This window comes from Pseudomonas sp. GD04058, from assembly GCF_029836855.1.
Taxonomy (GTDB): Bacteria; Pseudomonadota; Gammaproteobacteria; order Pseudomonadales; family Pseudomonadaceae; genus Aquipseudomonas; species Aquipseudomonas bharatica.
In genome coordinates, this window is sequence record NZ_JAOECN010000010.1 from 142,796 (window position 1) to 158,728 (window position 15,933).

Consider the following 15,933-nt stretch of genomic DNA (forward strand, 5'->3'; position numbering starts at 1 on the left):
TCAGTAGGTAAAGGCGATCGGCGGATAGTTGCCGTTCACCAGGTAGTCGCCGATGGCCTTGTACTTGTAGGCCACCGCGTCGTGGGTGGTGTGGGTACGGGCGTTGCGCCAGTGGCGGTCGAAGTTGTAGCGCGACTGCGTGGTGGCGGCGCCGCCGACCTCGTAGAGCCGCTCGCAGACATGCAGGGCGGCGCGGGTCGAGGCGATCTTGGCTTCGGCCACGGCGATGGAGGACCGGGCGAGCAGGGCGTCCAGATCCTCACCTTCCAGCAAGCCCTGCAACTGGGTACGAGCGGCCAGATCGACAGTCAGCGCGGCCTTTTCCACCAGCGCCTCGGCGCCATGGATCGCGGCGGAAAGATCGCCCACGGTATGCAGGATGTACGGGTCGTTGCGCGCCTGGTCGACGCCGCTTTCGCGCACCGGGCGCGCCCCCGTGCGTGACCATTCCACCGCATCGTCCAGTGCCGCCAGGCCGATGCCGATATCGATGGCGCAGTGGATCAGCTGGGCGCTGGCGCCGATATAGTTGCGCCGCTGGTACCACGTGGCCAGGGGAATGACCTGCTCGGGCAGCACCGGCACATCCTTGAGCAGGGTGGTGCCGCTGGCGGTGACCCGCTGGCCCATGCCGTCCCAGTCGTCGAGCAGGGTGATGCCCGGGGTATCGGCCGGGAGCATGACGTACACCGCGTCACCGGCTTCGTCCACCGCCTGGATCTTCAGCAGGTCGGCGAACAGGCAGCCGGTGCTGTAGAACTTGCTGCCGTTGAGCACCAGGCGCTCGCCATCGCGCTCCAGGCGCGTGTGGATTTCGCCGCGGAACTTGCCGCTGCGCTCGGCAATCGCGCCGGAGGACAACCGGCGTTCGGCGAAAGCGCCCAGGTAGCGGCGCTGCTGGTCTGCGTCGGCGATCAGGCGCAGATGTTCCACCGTGGCGAAATGCGGAAACAACGCCTGGGCCACGCTCGGGTCGGCCTTGGCCAGGGTGATGAAGATCCGTGCCACGTCGAGCTGGCTGACATCGCCACCGCCCAGTTCTACGGGAACACGGGCGGCTCCGAGGCCGGATTGACGGATCAGGTCCAGTTGCTCATGGGGCAGGATGCGCCGCGCATCGCGCTCGGCGGCGCCAGGTTGGATATGGGTGGCCAGTTCATTGGCCAGTGCCAGGTAATCGGTCATGGGCATGTCTCGAAAAAGGGATCAGGATGCATCGCGCAAGGCCTGGCGCGGAACGCCGAGCAAAAGGATCAGGGCGCCGCAGGTGACAAGCCCCGCGACGATGTACAGCGCCAGGCTGATATCGCCCGTGTTGGTCTTGATGCTGCCGATCATGATCGGCGTCAGCAGGCTGCTGATCTGCCCGCAGCAGTTGACCAGCGCCAGGCCGGCGGCCCGGGCGCGGTCGGAGAGGTAATAGGTGGGAATGGTCCAGAACACCGCCGTGGCCACCAGGTAACCGCTGGTCATCAGGGTCAGCAGGGCGATGGCCGACCAGGGCCCGGCGATCAGGTTCGGCAGCAGGGTCATGGCCAGCGCGGCGGTGAGGCCGCCCAGGGCGAAATGGCAGCGGCGTTCCTGGTGCAGGTCGGAATGGCGGCAGGCCCAGAGCATCACGCCAACCCCGACCACATAGGGCAGGGCCGAGAACAGGCCGAGCTGGCCCAGGTTGCTCACCCCGGAATCGCGGATGATCGACGGCGCCCAGATATTGGTAACGTTGCCGGTACACATGATGGTCAGGCAATAGGCCAGGGTGATGAACCACACCTTGCGGTCCTTCAGCGCCTCGACGAACCGCTGGTGGCCGCCAGGCTTGCGTTTGCTCTTCTCGTCCGCCAGGGCCTGCTCGATGGTCTGCTTCTCGACGTCGCTCAGCCATTTGGCCTTGGCCGGCTTGTCGTCCAGCCAATACCAGGCGAACAGGCCGGCCAACACCGGCGGGATGCCGGTGACCACGAACAGCCATTGCCAGCCACTGAACCCGCCGACCCCGCCGAAGTGGCTCATGATCCAGGTGGACAAGGGGCCACCGACGATGCCGCAGACGGCGATGGCCATGATGAAGCGCGAGGTGATCCGCGCCCGGTAGGCCGCCGGGAACCAGTAGGTCAGGTACAGGATCACCCCTGGGAAGAACCCGGCCTCGGCCGCCCCCAGCAGCACCCGCAGCACATAGAACTGCGCCGGGGTCTGGGCGAAGGCGGTGGCGATGGTGACCAGGCCCCAGAGGATCATGATCCGGGTCATGGTCTTCTTCGCCCCGAACTTCTCCAGCAACAGGTTGCTGGGGATCTCGAACAGCAGGTAGCCGATGGAAAACACCCCGACGATGATGCCGAAGGTGGCGTCGCTGATGTTCAGGTCGGCCTTGAACTGCAAGTGGGCGAAGCTGATGTTGACCCGGTCCAGCCAGTTGAGCACGAAGCACAGGAACAGGAACGGCATGATGCGCCAGGCCAGCTTGCGGTACAGGCGCTGGTCGAAGCTCGGTGCCGACGCCGCAGGCGCGGCGTCGGTGGTTGCAGACAGGCTGTTCATCGCGGGTTACCAGCTCACGTCGACTTTGCCGAAGAAGTACGCGCCTTCCAGGCCGTACGGCGAGTACCAGCTGTAGGTCGGGTCGTCGGTGGGGAAGAAGTAGAAGCGCTTGGCTTCGGCGTTCAGTTGCTGTGGCCGGCGGTCGAAGATGTTTTCCCCGCCGACGGTCACCTTGACCGAATCGCTCAGCCAGTAGCCCAGGCTCAGGTCGGTGATGAACGCCGGGCGGATTTCCTCGTCGCGGCTGGCGGAGATCTGGTTGCGCCCGGTGACCTTGGAATAGCGCGTGCCCTTGAGGGTGACGTCGAAGTCGCCCAGTTGCCAGGCGGCGGTCAGCGAGGTGACGTTCTTCGGATAGGCACTGGTCAGGTTGCCCTGGCGGTCGCGGCCGACGGCGGTCACGCCGGTGCCGGCAAGGGCATCGGGTTCCTTGATCTTCTCGATGGTCTGCAGGCTCTGGTTGCTCAGCAGGGTCCACTTGGTCTTGCCGTATTCGCCGAGGTCGTAGCGGTAGTCGGCGACCAGGTCGATGCCGCGGGTGCGGGTGTCGGCCAGGTTGCCGAAGTAGGAGACGATCTGGTTCGGGTCCAGGCCATTGGCGGCGAGGATGTTGGACACGGCGGTGCCTTGCAGGTTGCTGGTCTGCAGGATGCGGTCCTTGATATCGATCTGGTACAGGTCGACGGTGATATCCAGGTTCTCGGTCGGCGTGGCGACGAAGCCGAGGCTGTAGTTCATGGATTTTTCCGGCTTCAGGTCCTTGGCACCCAGGGCGCGGCCGGCCGCGTCGTCCACGGTTACGTAGCGGGTGGTGGCCTGTTCCAGCACCCCGGTCAGCGGGCTGGTACGCCAGGCGGTCAGCGATGACGAGTAGTACTGCTGTTGCAGCGACGGCGCGCGGAAGCCGTTGCTGATGGTGCCGCGCACGGCGAACTGCGGGGTGAAGGCATAGCGTGTGGAGAGCTTGCCGCTGGCGGTGTCGCCGAAGTCGCTGTAGTGCTCGAAGCGCCCGGCCAGGCTGACGTCCCACTGCTCGGTGAGGCTCTGGCTCAGGTCGATGTAGCCGGCGGTGTTGGTCCGCGAATAGTTGTGCGCATCGGCCGGGGTGAAGCCGACCAGGCCCGGTGCGCCAGGGTTCGGGCGCTGGCCGGCGAGCGGGTGGCCGGCCGGGAACACGTAGCCGCCATCGGCGTAGGAGGCATATTCGCCGTCCTCGATCTCGAACCCGTCACGGCGGAACTCCAGGCCGGTGGAGACGTTCAGCGGCTTGGCGAACAGCCCGGTGTCGAAGGCGCGGGTCAGGTCGAGGTTGTTGGTCCACTGGCTGGCGATCAGATGGCCGCCGTCCATGTTGCGCGGGCTGTCCGGGCCGAGGGACGGGTTCAGCGACTTCTCGTTGCGGGTGTTGGCGTCGTTGTAGCCGTAGCTGGTGCTCAGGTCCAGCTTCCAGCCCAGCACGTTCTCGTTGCGCAGGCCGATCACGGTCTGGAAGTCGTCCTCTTCCACCACGAAGCGCGGCGAGAAGCCGTCCGGGTACACCGAGACGATGTTCTGCGGCGAGTTGGCGGTGCGGTAGGTGCCCCAACTGGTGGAGTTGCGGTGGCTGAGGGTAGAGAAGGAATACAGGCTGACCTGGTCGTTCAGCGGCAACTCGGCGTTGTAGCCGAAGTTGTAGGTTTGCGAGCGCGGCTGGCCGAGTTGCTGGCGGTAGCGGCTTTCGCCGTTTTCGCGCGGGTCGGCGGCACCATTGACCGGGAAATAGATGCGCGTGCGCTCCGGCACGGCGCCGGCGACGTTAGAGCTTTCCTGGATGCCGATATCGGCGCTGAGGCTGAAGAAACCGTCGTTGGGCAGCTCGAAGCCCTGGTTGATCTGGCCCTGGCCACGGGCACCGAAGTTGCCCTTGCCACCGATGCGGTTCTCGTACTGGCCATACAACGCACTGGCGCTGCCGCCGGACTTGTTGTCCTTGAGGATGATGTTGATCACCCCGGCGATGGCGTCCGAACCGTATTGCGCGGCGGCGCCGTCGCGCAGCACTTCCACATGGTCCACGGCGCTGATCGGGATCAGGTCGAGGTCGGCCGGCGACTGGCCGCTGGAACTGGCGGCGGTCTGCACGAAGATCAGCGACGTGTTGTGCCGGCGCTTGCCGTTGACCAGCACCAGCACATGGTTACCACCCAGGCCACGCAGGGTCGCGGACTTCACCGACAGCCCGGTACCGCCGGTAAAACCTGCGGCATTGGTATAGGACGGCACGCTGGCGGCGAGGGCGTCGCGCAGGTTCTGCTTGCCGGACCGGGCCAGGTCGTCGGCGCTGATCACATCGATCGGCGCCAGGCTCTTGGCCACGGTGCGACCGCTGTCGCGGGCACCGGTGACCACTACCGTCTGCAGGGCGGTGTCGGTGCTGCTGGTATCGGCGGCGCTGGCCAGGGGCGCGACGCACAAGCCGAGGATGCCTGCGGTCAGCAGGTTGAGCCTTGGCTGGAAAAGAATGGGGCGAGACATGGTGAGGCTCCGGGATCGGGGGCCGCTGTCCATTCCTGGTGGTGGGTGTTCCTGACAGTACTGGCGAGGCTTTTAAGTGTTGGGCTTTTGGTTATCGGTACAGCATGACGTCCTGTCGGGCCTGGTCGACCAGCGCCATGTGTTGTTGCAGGCGACGCTTGCGGTCGGCCAGCAGCAGGGTCTTGCTCCATTCCATGGCCTTGGCCGAATGTCCGGCCAGTTGTGTCGCCAGTTCGATGGCGGCGGCGTGCGGGTCCTGCGCAATACGGTTGATCAGGCCCAGGGCCAGGGCCTCTTCGGCATCGAAGCTGCGGGCACTGAGCATGATGTCCAGGGCCGCCGCCTCGCCGATCAGGCTGGGCAGGGTGATCGCGCTGAAGCCGGAAAGCATGCCGTGGCGCACTTCCGGGAAGCTGAAACGGGTGTCCGGGCGGGCGATGCGGAAATCGCAGTGGATCGCCAGGCTGATGCCCAGGCCCAGGGTGTGGCCGTGCAAGGCGGCAACTACCGGTTTGTTCAGGTCCAGGCCGACATCGGGCAGGGCGCGGGCAAGCAGGGCGCTGGCCACGGCTTCGCCGGTGGCCTGGATTTCCTTGAGGTCGGAGCCGGCGCAGAAGGCCTTGTCGCCGTCGCCGCGCAGCACGATGGCCCGCGCCTGTTGGTCTGCGGCGGCACGTGCCCAGGCCTCGGCCAGTTCGCGCTTGGCCTGGCCATCCAGGGCATTCAGACGCTCGGGGCGGTTCAGGGTGATCTGCACCACGCCATCGCCAAGGGGTTGGTAGTCGACTGTCATTACGATTTTCGCTGCGGGTGAAAGAAAGACGTTTTGCCTCTTGCGGCATCGCGTCGAAGTGGGGAAAACTTAATGTATGTTCATAATGCAAACAACATGTTTGTTATACGAACATGTTTTGTATTCCTCTCAAATGGTTATAAAAAATGAAAGCGATAGTACTTAAGGCCTTCGGCGGGCCGGAACAGTTGCAACTCGAAGAGGTTCCGACGCCACAGGCCGGGCCGGGAGAAGTGCTGGTGCGGGTGCACGCTGCCGGAGTCTGCCATCACGATCTGCTGCACCGCGCCGGGCAACTGCCGGGGGCCCATACCGGGGTGGTGCTGGGGCATGAAGTGGCCGGGGAGGTGGTCGAGGTCGGCGCCGGCGTATTGCAGCTCAAGGTCGGCTCGCGGGTGGTGGTCTATCAACGACGTTTCTGTGGGCAATGCCGCGACTGCCTGCGCGGGCGTCAGGACCTGTGCCGCGCCCTGGGCCTGCCGTCGGTGGATACCGAGGGCGCCTACGCCGAATACCTGCGGATCCCGGCGATTTCCGCGGTCGAATTGCCCGAAGGGCTGGACTACGCGCTCGCCGCGCTGGCGTCCTGCCCGATCGCTACCAGCGTTCGCGCGCTGTATGGGGAAGCCGGATTACAGCCCGGCGAGACGGTGCTGATCAATGGCGCCAGTGGCGGTCTGGGGGCGCATCAGATCCAGTTGGCCCGGGCCCTGGGGGCGCGGGTGATCGCGGTGACCGGGAGCGAGGCCAAGCGTGAGTTCCTGCACCAGCTGGGGGCCCATGAGGTGGTGGTTTCTGCCGGCGGCTATAGCGCCGAGGTGTGGAAGCTGACCGGCAAGCGCGGCGTCGATGTAGCCATGGAAAACCTCGGGCACACGCTGGAAGACACCCTGCGCAGCATGACCCTGGGCGGTCGCGTGGTGGTGCTGGGCAATGTCGAGCCGGGCAGCGTACCGGTGAATCCCGGGCTGCTGATCGGGCGCAGGTTGAAGCTGCAAGGCTCGGGCAGTGCGACCCTGGAGCAGTTGCGCACGGCATTGGCGCTGATCCATGGCGGGCAGGTACGGCCATTGATCGACCGGGTCATGCCCTTCCCGCAGGCGGGTGAAGCCCATGCGCTGCTGGAATCGCGGCTGGTCAATGGACGCATCGTCCTGAGCGGGTGGTAAGCATGGATATCAGTACCCTGCTGGGCCAGGCCGCAGGCAAATGGCCGGAGGCGTCGGCGCTGCACGAGCCGGCTACCGGGCGGCGCCTGTCCTTCGCGCAACTGGACCAGGCACTGACGGCGTTCGGCCTGGCCCTGGACGACCTGGGTATCGAGCCAGGGGCGCGGGTGGCGCTGCTGGCCGATGCCAGTGTCGATTACCTGATCGCCGATTATGGCTGCATGGCTAACGGGCGCGTGCGGGTGCCGCTGGACCCGGCCTTGTCCCAGGGCGAATTGCTGGCCCAGTTGCGCGATGCCGGGGCTGCGTTGCTGCTGTTTTCCTCGGCGTATTCGGGGGTGGCCGAGGCGTTGCGCGGGGAGGGCGTCGAGTGTCGGCACCTGGCTTCGCTGACGGTCGGTTGCGCATCACCCTTGCCTGTTCGCGCCGCCCAGCCGGCACAGTCCCTGGCCTCGCTCAACTACACCGGCGGCACCACCGGCCTGCCCAAGGCGGTGATGCACCGGCATGCCAGCCTCTGCGCAGTGTTGCAGAACGTGGTCATGGGCCGTGGTGCGCTGCCGGGGGATGTTCTGCTGAATGTGCGGCCGCTGTGGCCGATCGCGGCGGTGGCGGTACTGGCGCATCTGCTTGCGGGTGGCGAGGTGGTGCTGGGTGGTCGCTTCGACAGCAAGCAGTTCCTGGATTCGCTGCGCGAGTATCGGGTGGCGTTCAGTTCGCTGGTGCCGACCCAGTTGCTGCGGTTGTTGCGTGAGAACGGCAATGCGCCGGCTGAGCTGCCTTGCTTCAAGAGCCTGGACATTGGCGCGGCGGCCTTGACCGGCGAGGTACTTGAGGGGTCGTTCAGCCTGTTCGCCGGGCGCATCGCGGTGCTCTACGGCATGACCGAAGCCCCCTGGAGCTGCTACCTGTCCGCAGCGCAAATGGTTGCGCTGCGTGCGTCCGGCGAAAGCGCCGAAGGCGTGGTCGGGCGTTCGCTGTTCTCGGCGGCGGTCAGGATCGACCGGGTGGATGAGCGCGGTATCGGCGAAATCCTGCTGGCCGGGCCGCAGTTGATGGCGGGCTACTGGCAGCAGCCGGGTCTTACCGGTGAGGTGCTGGTGGACGGCTGGTTGCGCAGCGGCGACCTGGGACGAATCCGCCCTGATGGGCTGCTGGAAGTGCTCGGGCGCTGCAAGGACATCATCCGCAGCGGCGGCAAATCGGTGCAGCCGGGGGAGGTGGAGCAGACATTGCTCAGCCATGCCGCGGTGCGCGAGGCTCATGTATTCGGCAGGGCGGACCTGGAGTGGGGGGAGCAGGTGTGTGCGGCCCTGGTCCTGGAGCCTGGCGCCGTGGTGACGGTGGAAGAGCTTCTGGAGCACTGCCGCGGTTTGCTATCGCGCTACAAGGTGCCGAGGCAGGTGCACTTCATTGAGGAGCTGCCGCGTTCGCATTATGGGAAGGTGCAGCGCAACCGGTTGTTGGCGGTGCTGGGGGCTGACATGCGTTGATCTTTCAGGCCCCATCGCTGGCAAGCCAGCTCCCACAGGGTCCGCGGTGCATGCGATTCCTGTGGGAGCTGGCTTGCCAGCGATGAGGCCATTGGCAACGACGCGAAACTAAACGGGTTGATCACCCCGGCTTGCTGCGTTTTCGCTGGTTTCGAAATGAGGAACAGGTTTGGGGCAGCAAGTGCTGAGACTATTTGCCCAGTCCTGAACGAGGCGGTGGTCAACGACCTGACCAGTATCTACATCTACCAAAGCCTCACGGGTTTTATGATCGCTGTTCATTCGATGTGCTCCTAATAAACAAGGCAGGGCTAGAGATTCCCCAACTGCGCCGCAATCCCCTCACAAGCCCGCCGCACATGGGCTGCCAGCGCCGACCCGGGATGGGTCTCTTCCTCCATATCCAGCCCGGCCACCACCACCGCTCCCAGCGCCTGCCCGCCCGCGAGGCGGATCGGAAACGCCACCGACGACAGCCCCGGCTTGAACTCGCCATGCCCGAAGGCGAAGTCCTGCTGGCTGTGGATCAACTGCAACCCCGGCAGCGCCTTGGCATAGCGCTCTTCCCCGAGCACTCCAAGCGCCATCGCTTCGCTGTAGGTCGCCAGTACCGCCCGGCCGCTGGGGCTGCCCTCGATCGGAAACTGATCCGCCAGGTCCACGATCACATTCAACGGCGTGGCTGGCGTCCACATGCGCTCGATCAGCACCACCTGGTCCCCCACCGGCACCGACAGCGAGACGATCGCCGGCCGTTCGCCGATCACCCGCTGCAATTCGATGGCATAGGGCAGGGCCAGGCGGCGCAGGTTCAGGCGGTTCAGGTAGGCGGCGGAATAGATCAGGCTTTCCGGGCCGATATGGTAGGTGGCCCCGCGGGATTCGATCAGGCCCCAGTAGGTGAGGGTCTTGAGCAGTCGGTGGATGGTGGAGCGTTCGATGCCGGTCTGCCGTGCCAGGTCCAGGGCGCTGGCGCCGTGCTTGAGGTTGGCGAGGGCACGCAGGAGGACGATCGAGCGGTCGATGACCTGGACGCGTCCGCCGGCGTTGTCCTTGCCGTTGGCCGCAGGTTGAGGGGCAGAGATTTCCATCGTGACAGGGGATTCCAAAAGACCGGTCGCCAAGGTTAGCCGTGATCCGCCAGCGGGTGAAGAGCCGCCACCGGCGATTATTTCACGGCGGCTTAGACCGAATATGCATGGCGGTTATGAGCATGGATCATCTGGCGATATCCATTGCGTCGTTTTTCCAGTCTGGATGCCAGTTATGGCTGCAATGTTATACGGATAGTCATTATTGCATTGGATGGAGTTGCCAAAGCGTCCTGTTTGCCCGTCGTCGCACCGCCAGCCGCTGTTTTTCCGCCATCTTGCCGCCTCGTGGCCGATCCCTAGAATCTGCATCCATCTCTTCTCGTCACTTTGAACAAGGACTTCACCATGATGAACGCAATGCAGATGCCGATGATGAACGCCACCATGCCGATGATGCCAATGACCGGCATGCCGATGATGATGGCCACGATGACCTGCAAGATGGTCGACGACGGCATGATGTGCACCATGAAGCCTGCCGCCGGCATGGACATGGCGATGTTCCGCAACAGCGCGGAAATGATGCAGATGATGATGAACTGCGGCATGCCGATGATGATGCAGTGCGGCAACCTGATGCTCATGGGCTGCAATCAGATGACCATGCCGATGATGCCCATGAACGGCATGATGATGCCGATGATGAAATGCATGATGGAGTGCACCGTCATGGCCGACGGCATGACCTGCAAGATGATGCCGATGGCCGGCATGAGCATGGAGATGATGAACAGCTGCTGCATGCTGATGATGAAGATGATGAACGACTGCAGCATGCCGATGATGATGAGCTGCAACGGCATGCCGATGATGTGCTGCACCTGCTGATGGGCGGGTGACTCAGTCCCGGCTCTCGGGATGGGTCACCACCAGGTACGCCACCGCTTCGCTGTCCACCGGATTGCGATAGCGGTGGGGCTGGTCGGCGTAGAAGACGATGGAATCGCCGGTCGACAGCAGGAAACGCTCGTCATTGACGCTGATCTCCAGCGCACCCTGGGCCACCACTAGGTTCTCCCGCACGCCCGGGCCATGTCCGGCGGAGTGCTCCTCGCCCAACGGGCTGATGCGCAATTCATAGAATTCGGACTGTTGCGGTACATCCACCGGAAACAGCGCTCGACTGACGAAAGCTCCAGTAGCACTGACCAGACGCTTGCTGTCGCGCGCCGGCAGCACCGTGACCCCGGCGCATTCGCGCTGATCCAGAAACGCCGCCACCGACACTTTCAAGCCCCGGGCGATCTTGCACAGCACACGGATCGACGGCACGCTGCGCCCGGATTCGACCTGAGCCAGCATCGCCCGGCTGACGCCGCTGGCCCGGGCCAGGGCGTCGAGGGACAGTTGGCGCTTGGCGCGCAGGCGCTGGAGATTGCTGGCGACCCGCTGGCCGATGCCGTCGTCTTCCTGGGTGACGGCGTCGGGCAAGGCAAAAGGCGGTTCGTCGGAGGTGATCAGAAAGCGGGTGGGCGTGGTCATGCCATTACGCCTGGCGCGGTGTTTTCGATGAGGTGATGGCGACGTTCTCCGGGCTGGCGGCAAAGCCGGCCTGCTGCGCATACATCGCCCACAGCAGACGACCTTGTTGTTGAGCCAGCTTGCGTTTGCGGTGCAGGGTGAAATCGAGAATGGTGGCGGCGTGGCTCATGGAGTATTCCTTGTCTGGAGCAGGGGGCCATGAGAGGGAGACTACTGGTTTGCTCTTAGAACCAGAAATAATGAATTTGCATTTGTTAATTCCATTTTGCTGTTGTTCCTGAGGGCCTCATCGCTGGCAAGCCAGCTCCCACAGGGATCGTGTGCACCGCTGACTTGTGGGAGCTGGCTTGCCAGCGATGAGGCCCGGAAGGTCAAGGAAACCTGTTGATCCCACCCACAACCTGCCCACCCACCTCGGTTTCCACCTGCAACACACCCCCCGAATCCGGCGCACTCCCCAGCACCTCCAGCTTCAATTCCTGCCGCGCACTGGTTATGAACAGCGTCCGCATCCCATCCCCGCCAAAACACAGATCCGTAGGGCAGGGCACCGGCAACCCGATCATCCGCTCCAGGTTCCCTTCGGCATCGAAGCGCGCCAGGCTCCAGCCATCACGCTGGGTAGTCCAGACCCCACCCTGTGCATCCAGCGCCAGCCCGCTGAGGCTACCGCCACCCCGAGGCAGCGACGCCAAGCGCCGCACCACCGTGCTCCCCGGTTGCAAGCGCAGGATAGCCCCGGTCTCCGGCGCGATCGCATACACCGCGCTGCCACTGGCATCCCAGCGAAAACCGCTGATCTGCTCGCTCAGCGCCCAGCCATGACGCAACTCGCCCTCGTTGCTCATCTCGCCGATCAGGCAACCGCTGGCCGTGCGTGCACAGGCCCAAAGGGTGCCGGATGGATGCCCGGCCAAGGCGAGCAAGCGACTGCCCAGTACATCCTGCATCGGATGCTCGTTTCCTTCCCAATCCACCAACGACCAGCCCCCGGCCTGGGCCACCAGCAAGCCGTCGCGGTGCAGCTCCATGGCTCGCACCGGCATGTCCAGACGGGTCAGCAGGCGGCTGGTTCGTCCGTCCCAGCAATGGATTGCCGGGGCCAGAGTGTCGGCCCAGTAGAGCAGGCCGCTCGCGGCATGCCAGCGCGGAAAGGCGCCATGGAACGACCAGGGCGCCGGCAGCACGTTCAAGGCACCCGACGGCCGCTGGGTGGTTTCCGGGCGCAACTGCTCGCCCACCCGCCGTGCCGCATCCGCCAGCTCCGGGCCGAGCAGGGTCAGGCGCTCCAGGGTCAGGCGATAGGCCGGCCCGGCCACGCTCAACGCACCACGCACCACACCCTGCTTGTCGATGATCGGCGCCGCCACACAGCGCACGCCGAGGCGGATTTCTTCGTCGTCGAGGGCATAGCCGCGGGCGCGGGTAATCTGCAGCTCGGCCAGCAATCGGCGGCGGTCGGTGATGGTCAGCGGAGTGAGCGGCTCCATTACCACGCCCTTGAGGATCTCGTCCCGTGCCGTGGCCGACAGCGCCGAGAGAATCGCCTTGCCCTGGCCGGTGCAGTACACCGGCTTGCCCTGGCCAAGGCTGGCCGCCGAGCGCTGGGTATGGGCGCCATCACAGCGCTCCAGGGACAGCACCTGGTTGCCGTCGAGTACCGCCAGGTACGAAGTCTCCCCGGTCAGGTCGCGCAGGGCGCGCAGTTCCTCGCTGGCCGCCGCTACCAGGTCCGGCTCCAGGTAGGCATTGCGCACCATCTCCAGGTAGTTGAAGCCCAGGCGGTAGACCTTGCGCGTCGGATCGCGGCGGATCATCCCGCGCTCCACCAGGGTGGCGAGGATGCGGTACAGGGTGGTGCGCGGCAGTGGCACCTGGGCGGCCAGTTGCGCCTGGCTTATACCGCTGGGCATGGCGCCCACGGCCTGGAGCACGTCGAGGGCCTTTTCAAGGGCGGCGGTGCCTTCACCTGGTTTCATCGGTTATTCCCATCAGTTGGAACGGAACGGCTGTGACACCGATTCTGCCCCTTTTTGCTGGGACTTTCCCCCATAGAATCGGCCTCAACGGGGGTTGAAGCCGGCGCTTGTTCCACATGGTGGGAATGACGTCGGCCACCCATCGGATGAATCCGCCTGGAGAACCTATAAGAATGTCCGTCATCCATACCTATGCCGATGCCCACGAAAGCGCCTCGGGCAAGCGCGTCGAAGTCAGCGACGCCACCCTGGCCAAGCTGGCCGCGTGCAGTAGCGGTTCGCTGACCACCCAGCTGTTCAAGCGCGGCTTCCGCCAGCCGGCGCTGGTCGGCCTGCGCGCCATGACCCGCGACACCCAGCCGTTCGCCGGGCGCGCCTTCACCATGCGCTTCATTCCTGCCCGTGAAGACATCGACACCTACCAGACCATGACCACCAAGCCCAACGACGACAACCTGCAATGGGTTGGTGTGGAGCAGGTGCAGTCTGGCGACGTATTGGTAATCGACAGCCGCAACGACCCAGCCGCAGCCTCCGCCGGCAATATCCTGGTGACCCGCCTGCTAGCACGTGGCGCCAAGGCCATCGTCACCGATGGGGCACTGCGCGACGGTAGCGAGATCGCTGCCATGAACCTGCCGGCCTATGCCCGCGAGATCACCGCCACCACGCGCATTTCCTATCACCACGTCGCCGACCTGCAGGTGCCGATCGGCTGTGCCGGCGTCGCCGTGTATCCGGGCGACATCATCGTCGGCGATGCCGATGGCCTGACGGTGGTCCCCGCGCACCTGGCCGAGGAGCTGGCCGAGGTGTGCAGCGTGCAGGACGACATCGAGCACTACCTGGCCATGCGCATCGCCTCGGGCGAGCCGCTGTGGGGCGTCTACCCGCCGAGCCCGGCCTCGGTCTCCGACTACCACGCCTGGGTCGCCAACGGCCGTCCGGCGATCCCCTCGATCATCGATAAGAAGGAGGCCTGAGCCGTGGCCGAGCACAAGCACGCGCAACTGATCCGCCGTTACTTCGACGCCTGCAACGAGGGCGACTACGACAAGCTGGTGTCCTGCTTCACCCCGGACGCCGTGCATTACTTCCCCGCCGGCCTGCCGGAAGTGCCCTGGCGCACGGCCGACACCATCGCCCGCAAGTGGGTGTGGTGCGTGGAGAACCTGGGCTCGCAGTGGACCATCGAGAAGATCCTGGTCAGCCACGACAGTAATGAAGCGGTGATCGAGTGGACCCACTGGAAGAGCAAGCCGGGCACCGCGCTGCGCGGTGACGAGTGGTACGTCTTCGACGAGGAAAGCGGCCTGATCCGCGAGATCCGCGCCTACTACGCCTCGCCGGCGGACAAGGACGTGGCGATCAACGAGCTGGTGGACTTCGACTACACCGGCCGCGGTTATCACCTTGAACCCAAGGCCCGCTGAAGGAAGCGTTCAATGAATATTCAACATGATCCGTCCCTGGCGCTGATCGACCAGGTGGTCGCCAAGGCCGTTGCCGCCGCCGACTTCTGGGCCGAGTCCCCGGCCGCCGTGCGCGCTGCGCTGCTCAATGGCCTGGCTACCGCGCTGGAAGACCGGCAGGCCGAACTGGTCGCCATTGCCGACCGTGAAAGTGGCCTGGGCGAAGGCCGCCTGAAGGGCGAAGTGGCCCGCACCGCCTTCCAGTTGCGCGGTTTCGCCAGCGAGGTGGAAGCGGGCGTGCCGTATCGCCAGGTGGTCAGCGATGCCGTGGCCGGCGCACCGCCTGCCGGGCGTCCGGCGCTGGTGCGGGTGCAGCGTGCACTTGGTCCGGTCGCCATGTTCTCGGCGAGCAACTTCCCGTTCGCCTTCTCGGTGCTGGGTGGTGATACCTCCTCGGCCCTGGCCGCCGGTTGCCCGGTGGTGGTCAAGGCGCATTCCGGTCACCCGGAGCTGTCCCGTGCGGTATACGAACTGGCGGCCGGTGTGGTTCGCCAGCAGGGCCTGCCGGAAGGCCTGCTGACCCTGGTCGAAGCCACCTCCCGTGCTGGCGGTACCTACCTGGTGCAGCATCCGGGCATTGCCGCCGTCGCCTTCACCGGCTCCTACCAGGGTGGCAAGGCCCTGTGGCAGGCGGCCAATGAGCGTCCGCGTCCGGTGCCGTTCTTCGGCGAGCTGGGTTCGATCAACCCGCTGGTGGCCCTGCCTGCCGCCCTGGAAAAAGACAGCGAAGGCCTGGCGAAAACGCTGGCCGCCTCGATTACCCTCGGCTGCGGACAGTTCTGCACCAGCCCCGGCCTGATCGTGCTGCTGGACTCGCCCCACAGCGAGCGTTTCGTCGCCCAGCTGGCCGAGGCCATTGCGCCGATCGCCACGCACCGTATGCTCACCGCCGGCATGCGCCAGGGCTTCGACGCGGCTGCTGCCACCGTGGCCGCAAATGCCGATGCCGTGTTCACCCCGGCGGCCGATGGGGCCGGCCCGGCGCCGCGCCTGTTCAGCACCGATGCGGCGGCGTTCATCGCCAATGCCCATCTGCGCGAGGAGATGTTCGGCCCCGCGGCGCTGCTGGTGCGTGCCGCTTCGGTTGCCGAAGTGGTGGCTGTGCTGGAGGCCGTCGGCGGCAGCCTGACCACCACCCTATGGGGTGCCGAGCAGGCCAGCGATGACAATCGCCAGTTGGTTCGTGCGGCCGAGAGGATCTCCGGGCGCGTGCTGTTCGGCGGTGTGCCGACCGGTGTCGCGGTGTGCCACGCCCAGCAGCATGGCGGGCCCTGGCCGTCGTCCACCACCCCGCAAACCACCTCGGTCGGCTACGCCGCGCTGGAGCGCTTCCTGCGTCCGGTCGCGTTGCAGGACGCGCCGGCGTGGACGCTGGGCTAAGGGGAGGGCAGCG

The 15,933-nt window shown here is 65.4% G+C and carries 14 protein-coding genes; 6 read left to right on the plus strand and 8 right to left on the minus strand.

All coding sequences use genetic code 11. The annotated features are described in order from the left end of the window. The 4 genes from N7650_RS11680 to N7650_RS11695 form a co-directional block, all read right to left on the minus strand. Positions 1-1,185 (minus strand): acyl-CoA dehydrogenase family protein, encoded by a 1,185-nt coding sequence (locus N7650_RS11680; protein ID WP_279898298.1) that lies wholly within the window; start codon positions 1,183-1,185, stop codon positions 1-3. A gap of 21 nt (positions 1,186-1,206) precedes the next feature. Continuing rightward, complete coding sequence (locus N7650_RS11685; RefSeq protein WP_279898300.1) at positions 1,207-2,544, minus strand: MFS transporter; 1,338 nt, start codon at positions 2,542-2,544, stop codon at positions 1,207-1,209. A 6-nt stretch (positions 2,545-2,550) separates the two neighbouring features. After that, positions 2,551-5,058, minus strand: coding sequence for a TonB-dependent receptor (locus N7650_RS11690; protein ID WP_279898302.1), 2,508 nt, complete (start codon positions 5,056-5,058; stop codon positions 2,551-2,553). A 91-nt stretch (positions 5,059-5,149) separates the two neighbouring features. Beyond that, positions 5,150-5,851: an enoyl-CoA hydratase/isomerase family protein gene (locus N7650_RS11695; RefSeq protein WP_279898303.1), complete on the minus strand. Its 702-nt coding sequence runs from the start codon at positions 5,849-5,851 to the stop codon at positions 5,150-5,152. Positions 5,852-5,997: 146 nt separating this feature from the next. On the opposite strand from N7650_RS11695, the gene N7650_RS11700 reads away from it, so the two are divergent. Beyond that, entirely contained in the window at positions 5,998-7,020 is a 1,023-nt protein-coding gene (locus N7650_RS11700; RefSeq protein WP_279898304.1) for an alcohol dehydrogenase catalytic domain-containing protein, read from the plus strand. Between the two features lie 2 nt (positions 7,021-7,022). Further along, the gene (locus tag N7650_RS11705; RefSeq protein ID WP_279898306.1) at positions 7,023-8,513 is read left to right on the plus strand and encodes a class I adenylate-forming enzyme family protein; all 1,491 of its coding nucleotides are present in this window, start codon (positions 7,023-7,025) and stop codon (positions 8,511-8,513) included. Positions 8,514-8,824: 311 nt separating this feature from the next. Here N7650_RS11705 and N7650_RS11710 read toward each other — a convergent pair whose 3' ends face one another. Further along, complete coding sequence (locus N7650_RS11710) at positions 8,825-9,604, minus strand: helix-turn-helix domain-containing protein (protein ID WP_009395443.1); 780 nt, start codon at positions 9,602-9,604, stop codon at positions 8,825-8,827. A 348-nt stretch (positions 9,605-9,952) separates the two neighbouring features. On the opposite strand from N7650_RS11710, the gene N7650_RS11715 reads away from it, so the two are divergent. Next, the gene (locus N7650_RS11715) at positions 9,953-10,435 is read left to right on the plus strand and encodes a hypothetical protein (RefSeq protein WP_080604708.1); all 483 of its coding nucleotides are present in this window, start codon (positions 9,953-9,955) and stop codon (positions 10,433-10,435) included. Positions 10,436-10,447: 12 nt separating this feature from the next. Here the strand turns inward: N7650_RS11715 and N7650_RS11720 are convergent, their stop codons facing one another. The 3 genes from N7650_RS11720 to N7650_RS11730 form a co-directional block, all read right to left on the minus strand. Continuing rightward, entirely contained in the window at positions 10,448-11,089 is a 642-nt protein-coding gene (locus N7650_RS11720; RefSeq protein ID WP_064304801.1) for an XRE family transcriptional regulator, read from the minus strand. A gap of 4 nt (positions 11,090-11,093) precedes the next feature. Next, on the minus strand, positions 11,094-11,258 hold the full coding sequence (locus N7650_RS11725; RefSeq protein ID WP_279898308.1) for a hypothetical protein: 165 nt from the start codon (positions 11,256-11,258) through the stop codon (positions 11,094-11,096). Between the two features lie 202 nt (positions 11,259-11,460). Next, entirely contained in the window at positions 11,461-13,068 is a 1,608-nt protein-coding gene (locus N7650_RS11730; RefSeq protein WP_009407810.1) for an IclR family transcriptional regulator C-terminal domain-containing protein, read from the minus strand. 173 nt (positions 13,069-13,241) lie between these two features. On the opposite strand from N7650_RS11730, the gene N7650_RS11735 reads away from it, so the two are divergent. The 3 genes from N7650_RS11735 to N7650_RS11745 are packed head-to-tail and all read left to right on the plus strand — an operon-like array spanning position 13,242 to position 15,920. After that, entirely contained in the window at positions 13,242-14,051 is an 810-nt protein-coding gene (locus tag N7650_RS11735; protein ID WP_279898309.1) for a ribonuclease activity regulator RraA, read from the plus strand. 3 nt (positions 14,052-14,054) lie between these two features. After that, complete coding sequence (locus tag N7650_RS11740; protein ID WP_009407805.1) at positions 14,055-14,501, plus strand: nuclear transport factor 2 family protein; 447 nt, start codon at positions 14,055-14,057, stop codon at positions 14,499-14,501. A gap of 12 nt (positions 14,502-14,513) precedes the next feature. Next, entirely contained in the window at positions 14,514-15,920 is a 1,407-nt protein-coding gene (locus N7650_RS11745) for an aldehyde dehydrogenase (NADP(+)) (RefSeq protein ID WP_009407803.1), read from the plus strand. Positions 15,921-15,933 lie beyond the last annotated feature (13 nt).

Coding starts and splice junctions, on each gene's coding strand:
- N7650_RS11735 (WP_279898309.1), top strand. CDS start 13,242: ATGTCCGTCATCCATACCTATGCCGATGCCCACGAAAGCGCCTCGGGC.
- N7650_RS11690 (WP_279898302.1), bottom strand. CDS start 5,058: ATGTCTCGCCCCATTCTTTTCCAGCCAAGGCTCAACCTGCTGACCGCA.
- N7650_RS11700 (WP_279898304.1), top strand. CDS start 5,998: ATGAAAGCGATAGTACTTAAGGCCTTCGGCGGGCCGGAACAGTTGCAA.
- N7650_RS11720 (WP_064304801.1), bottom strand. CDS start 11,089: ATGACCACGCCCACCCGCTTTCTGATCACCTCCGACGAACCGCCTTTT.
- N7650_RS11725 (WP_279898308.1), bottom strand. CDS start 11,258: ATGAGCCACGCCGCCACCATTCTCGATTTCACCCTGCACCGCAAACGC.
- N7650_RS11710 (WP_009395443.1), bottom strand. CDS start 9,604: ATGGAAATCTCTGCCCCTCAACCTGCGGCCAACGGCAAGGACAACGCC.
- N7650_RS11705 (WP_279898306.1), top strand. CDS start 7,023: ATGGATATCAGTACCCTGCTGGGCCAGGCCGCAGGCAAATGGCCGGAG.
- N7650_RS11695 (WP_279898303.1), bottom strand. CDS start 5,851: ATGACAGTCGACTACCAACCCCTTGGCGATGGCGTGGTGCAGATCACC.
- N7650_RS11685 (WP_279898300.1), bottom strand. CDS start 2,544: ATGAACAGCCTGTCTGCAACCACCGACGCCGCGCCTGCGGCGTCGGCA.
- N7650_RS11680 (WP_279898298.1), bottom strand. CDS start 1,185: ATGACCGATTACCTGGCACTGGCCAATGAACTGGCCACCCATATCCAA.
- N7650_RS11715 (WP_080604708.1), top strand. CDS start 9,953: ATGATGAACGCAATGCAGATGCCGATGATGAACGCCACCATGCCGATG.
- N7650_RS11745 (WP_009407803.1), top strand. CDS start 14,514: ATGAATATTCAACATGATCCGTCCCTGGCGCTGATCGACCAGGTGGTC.
- N7650_RS11730 (WP_009407810.1), bottom strand. CDS start 13,068: ATGAAACCAGGTGAAGGCACCGCCGCCCTTGAAAAGGCCCTCGACGTG.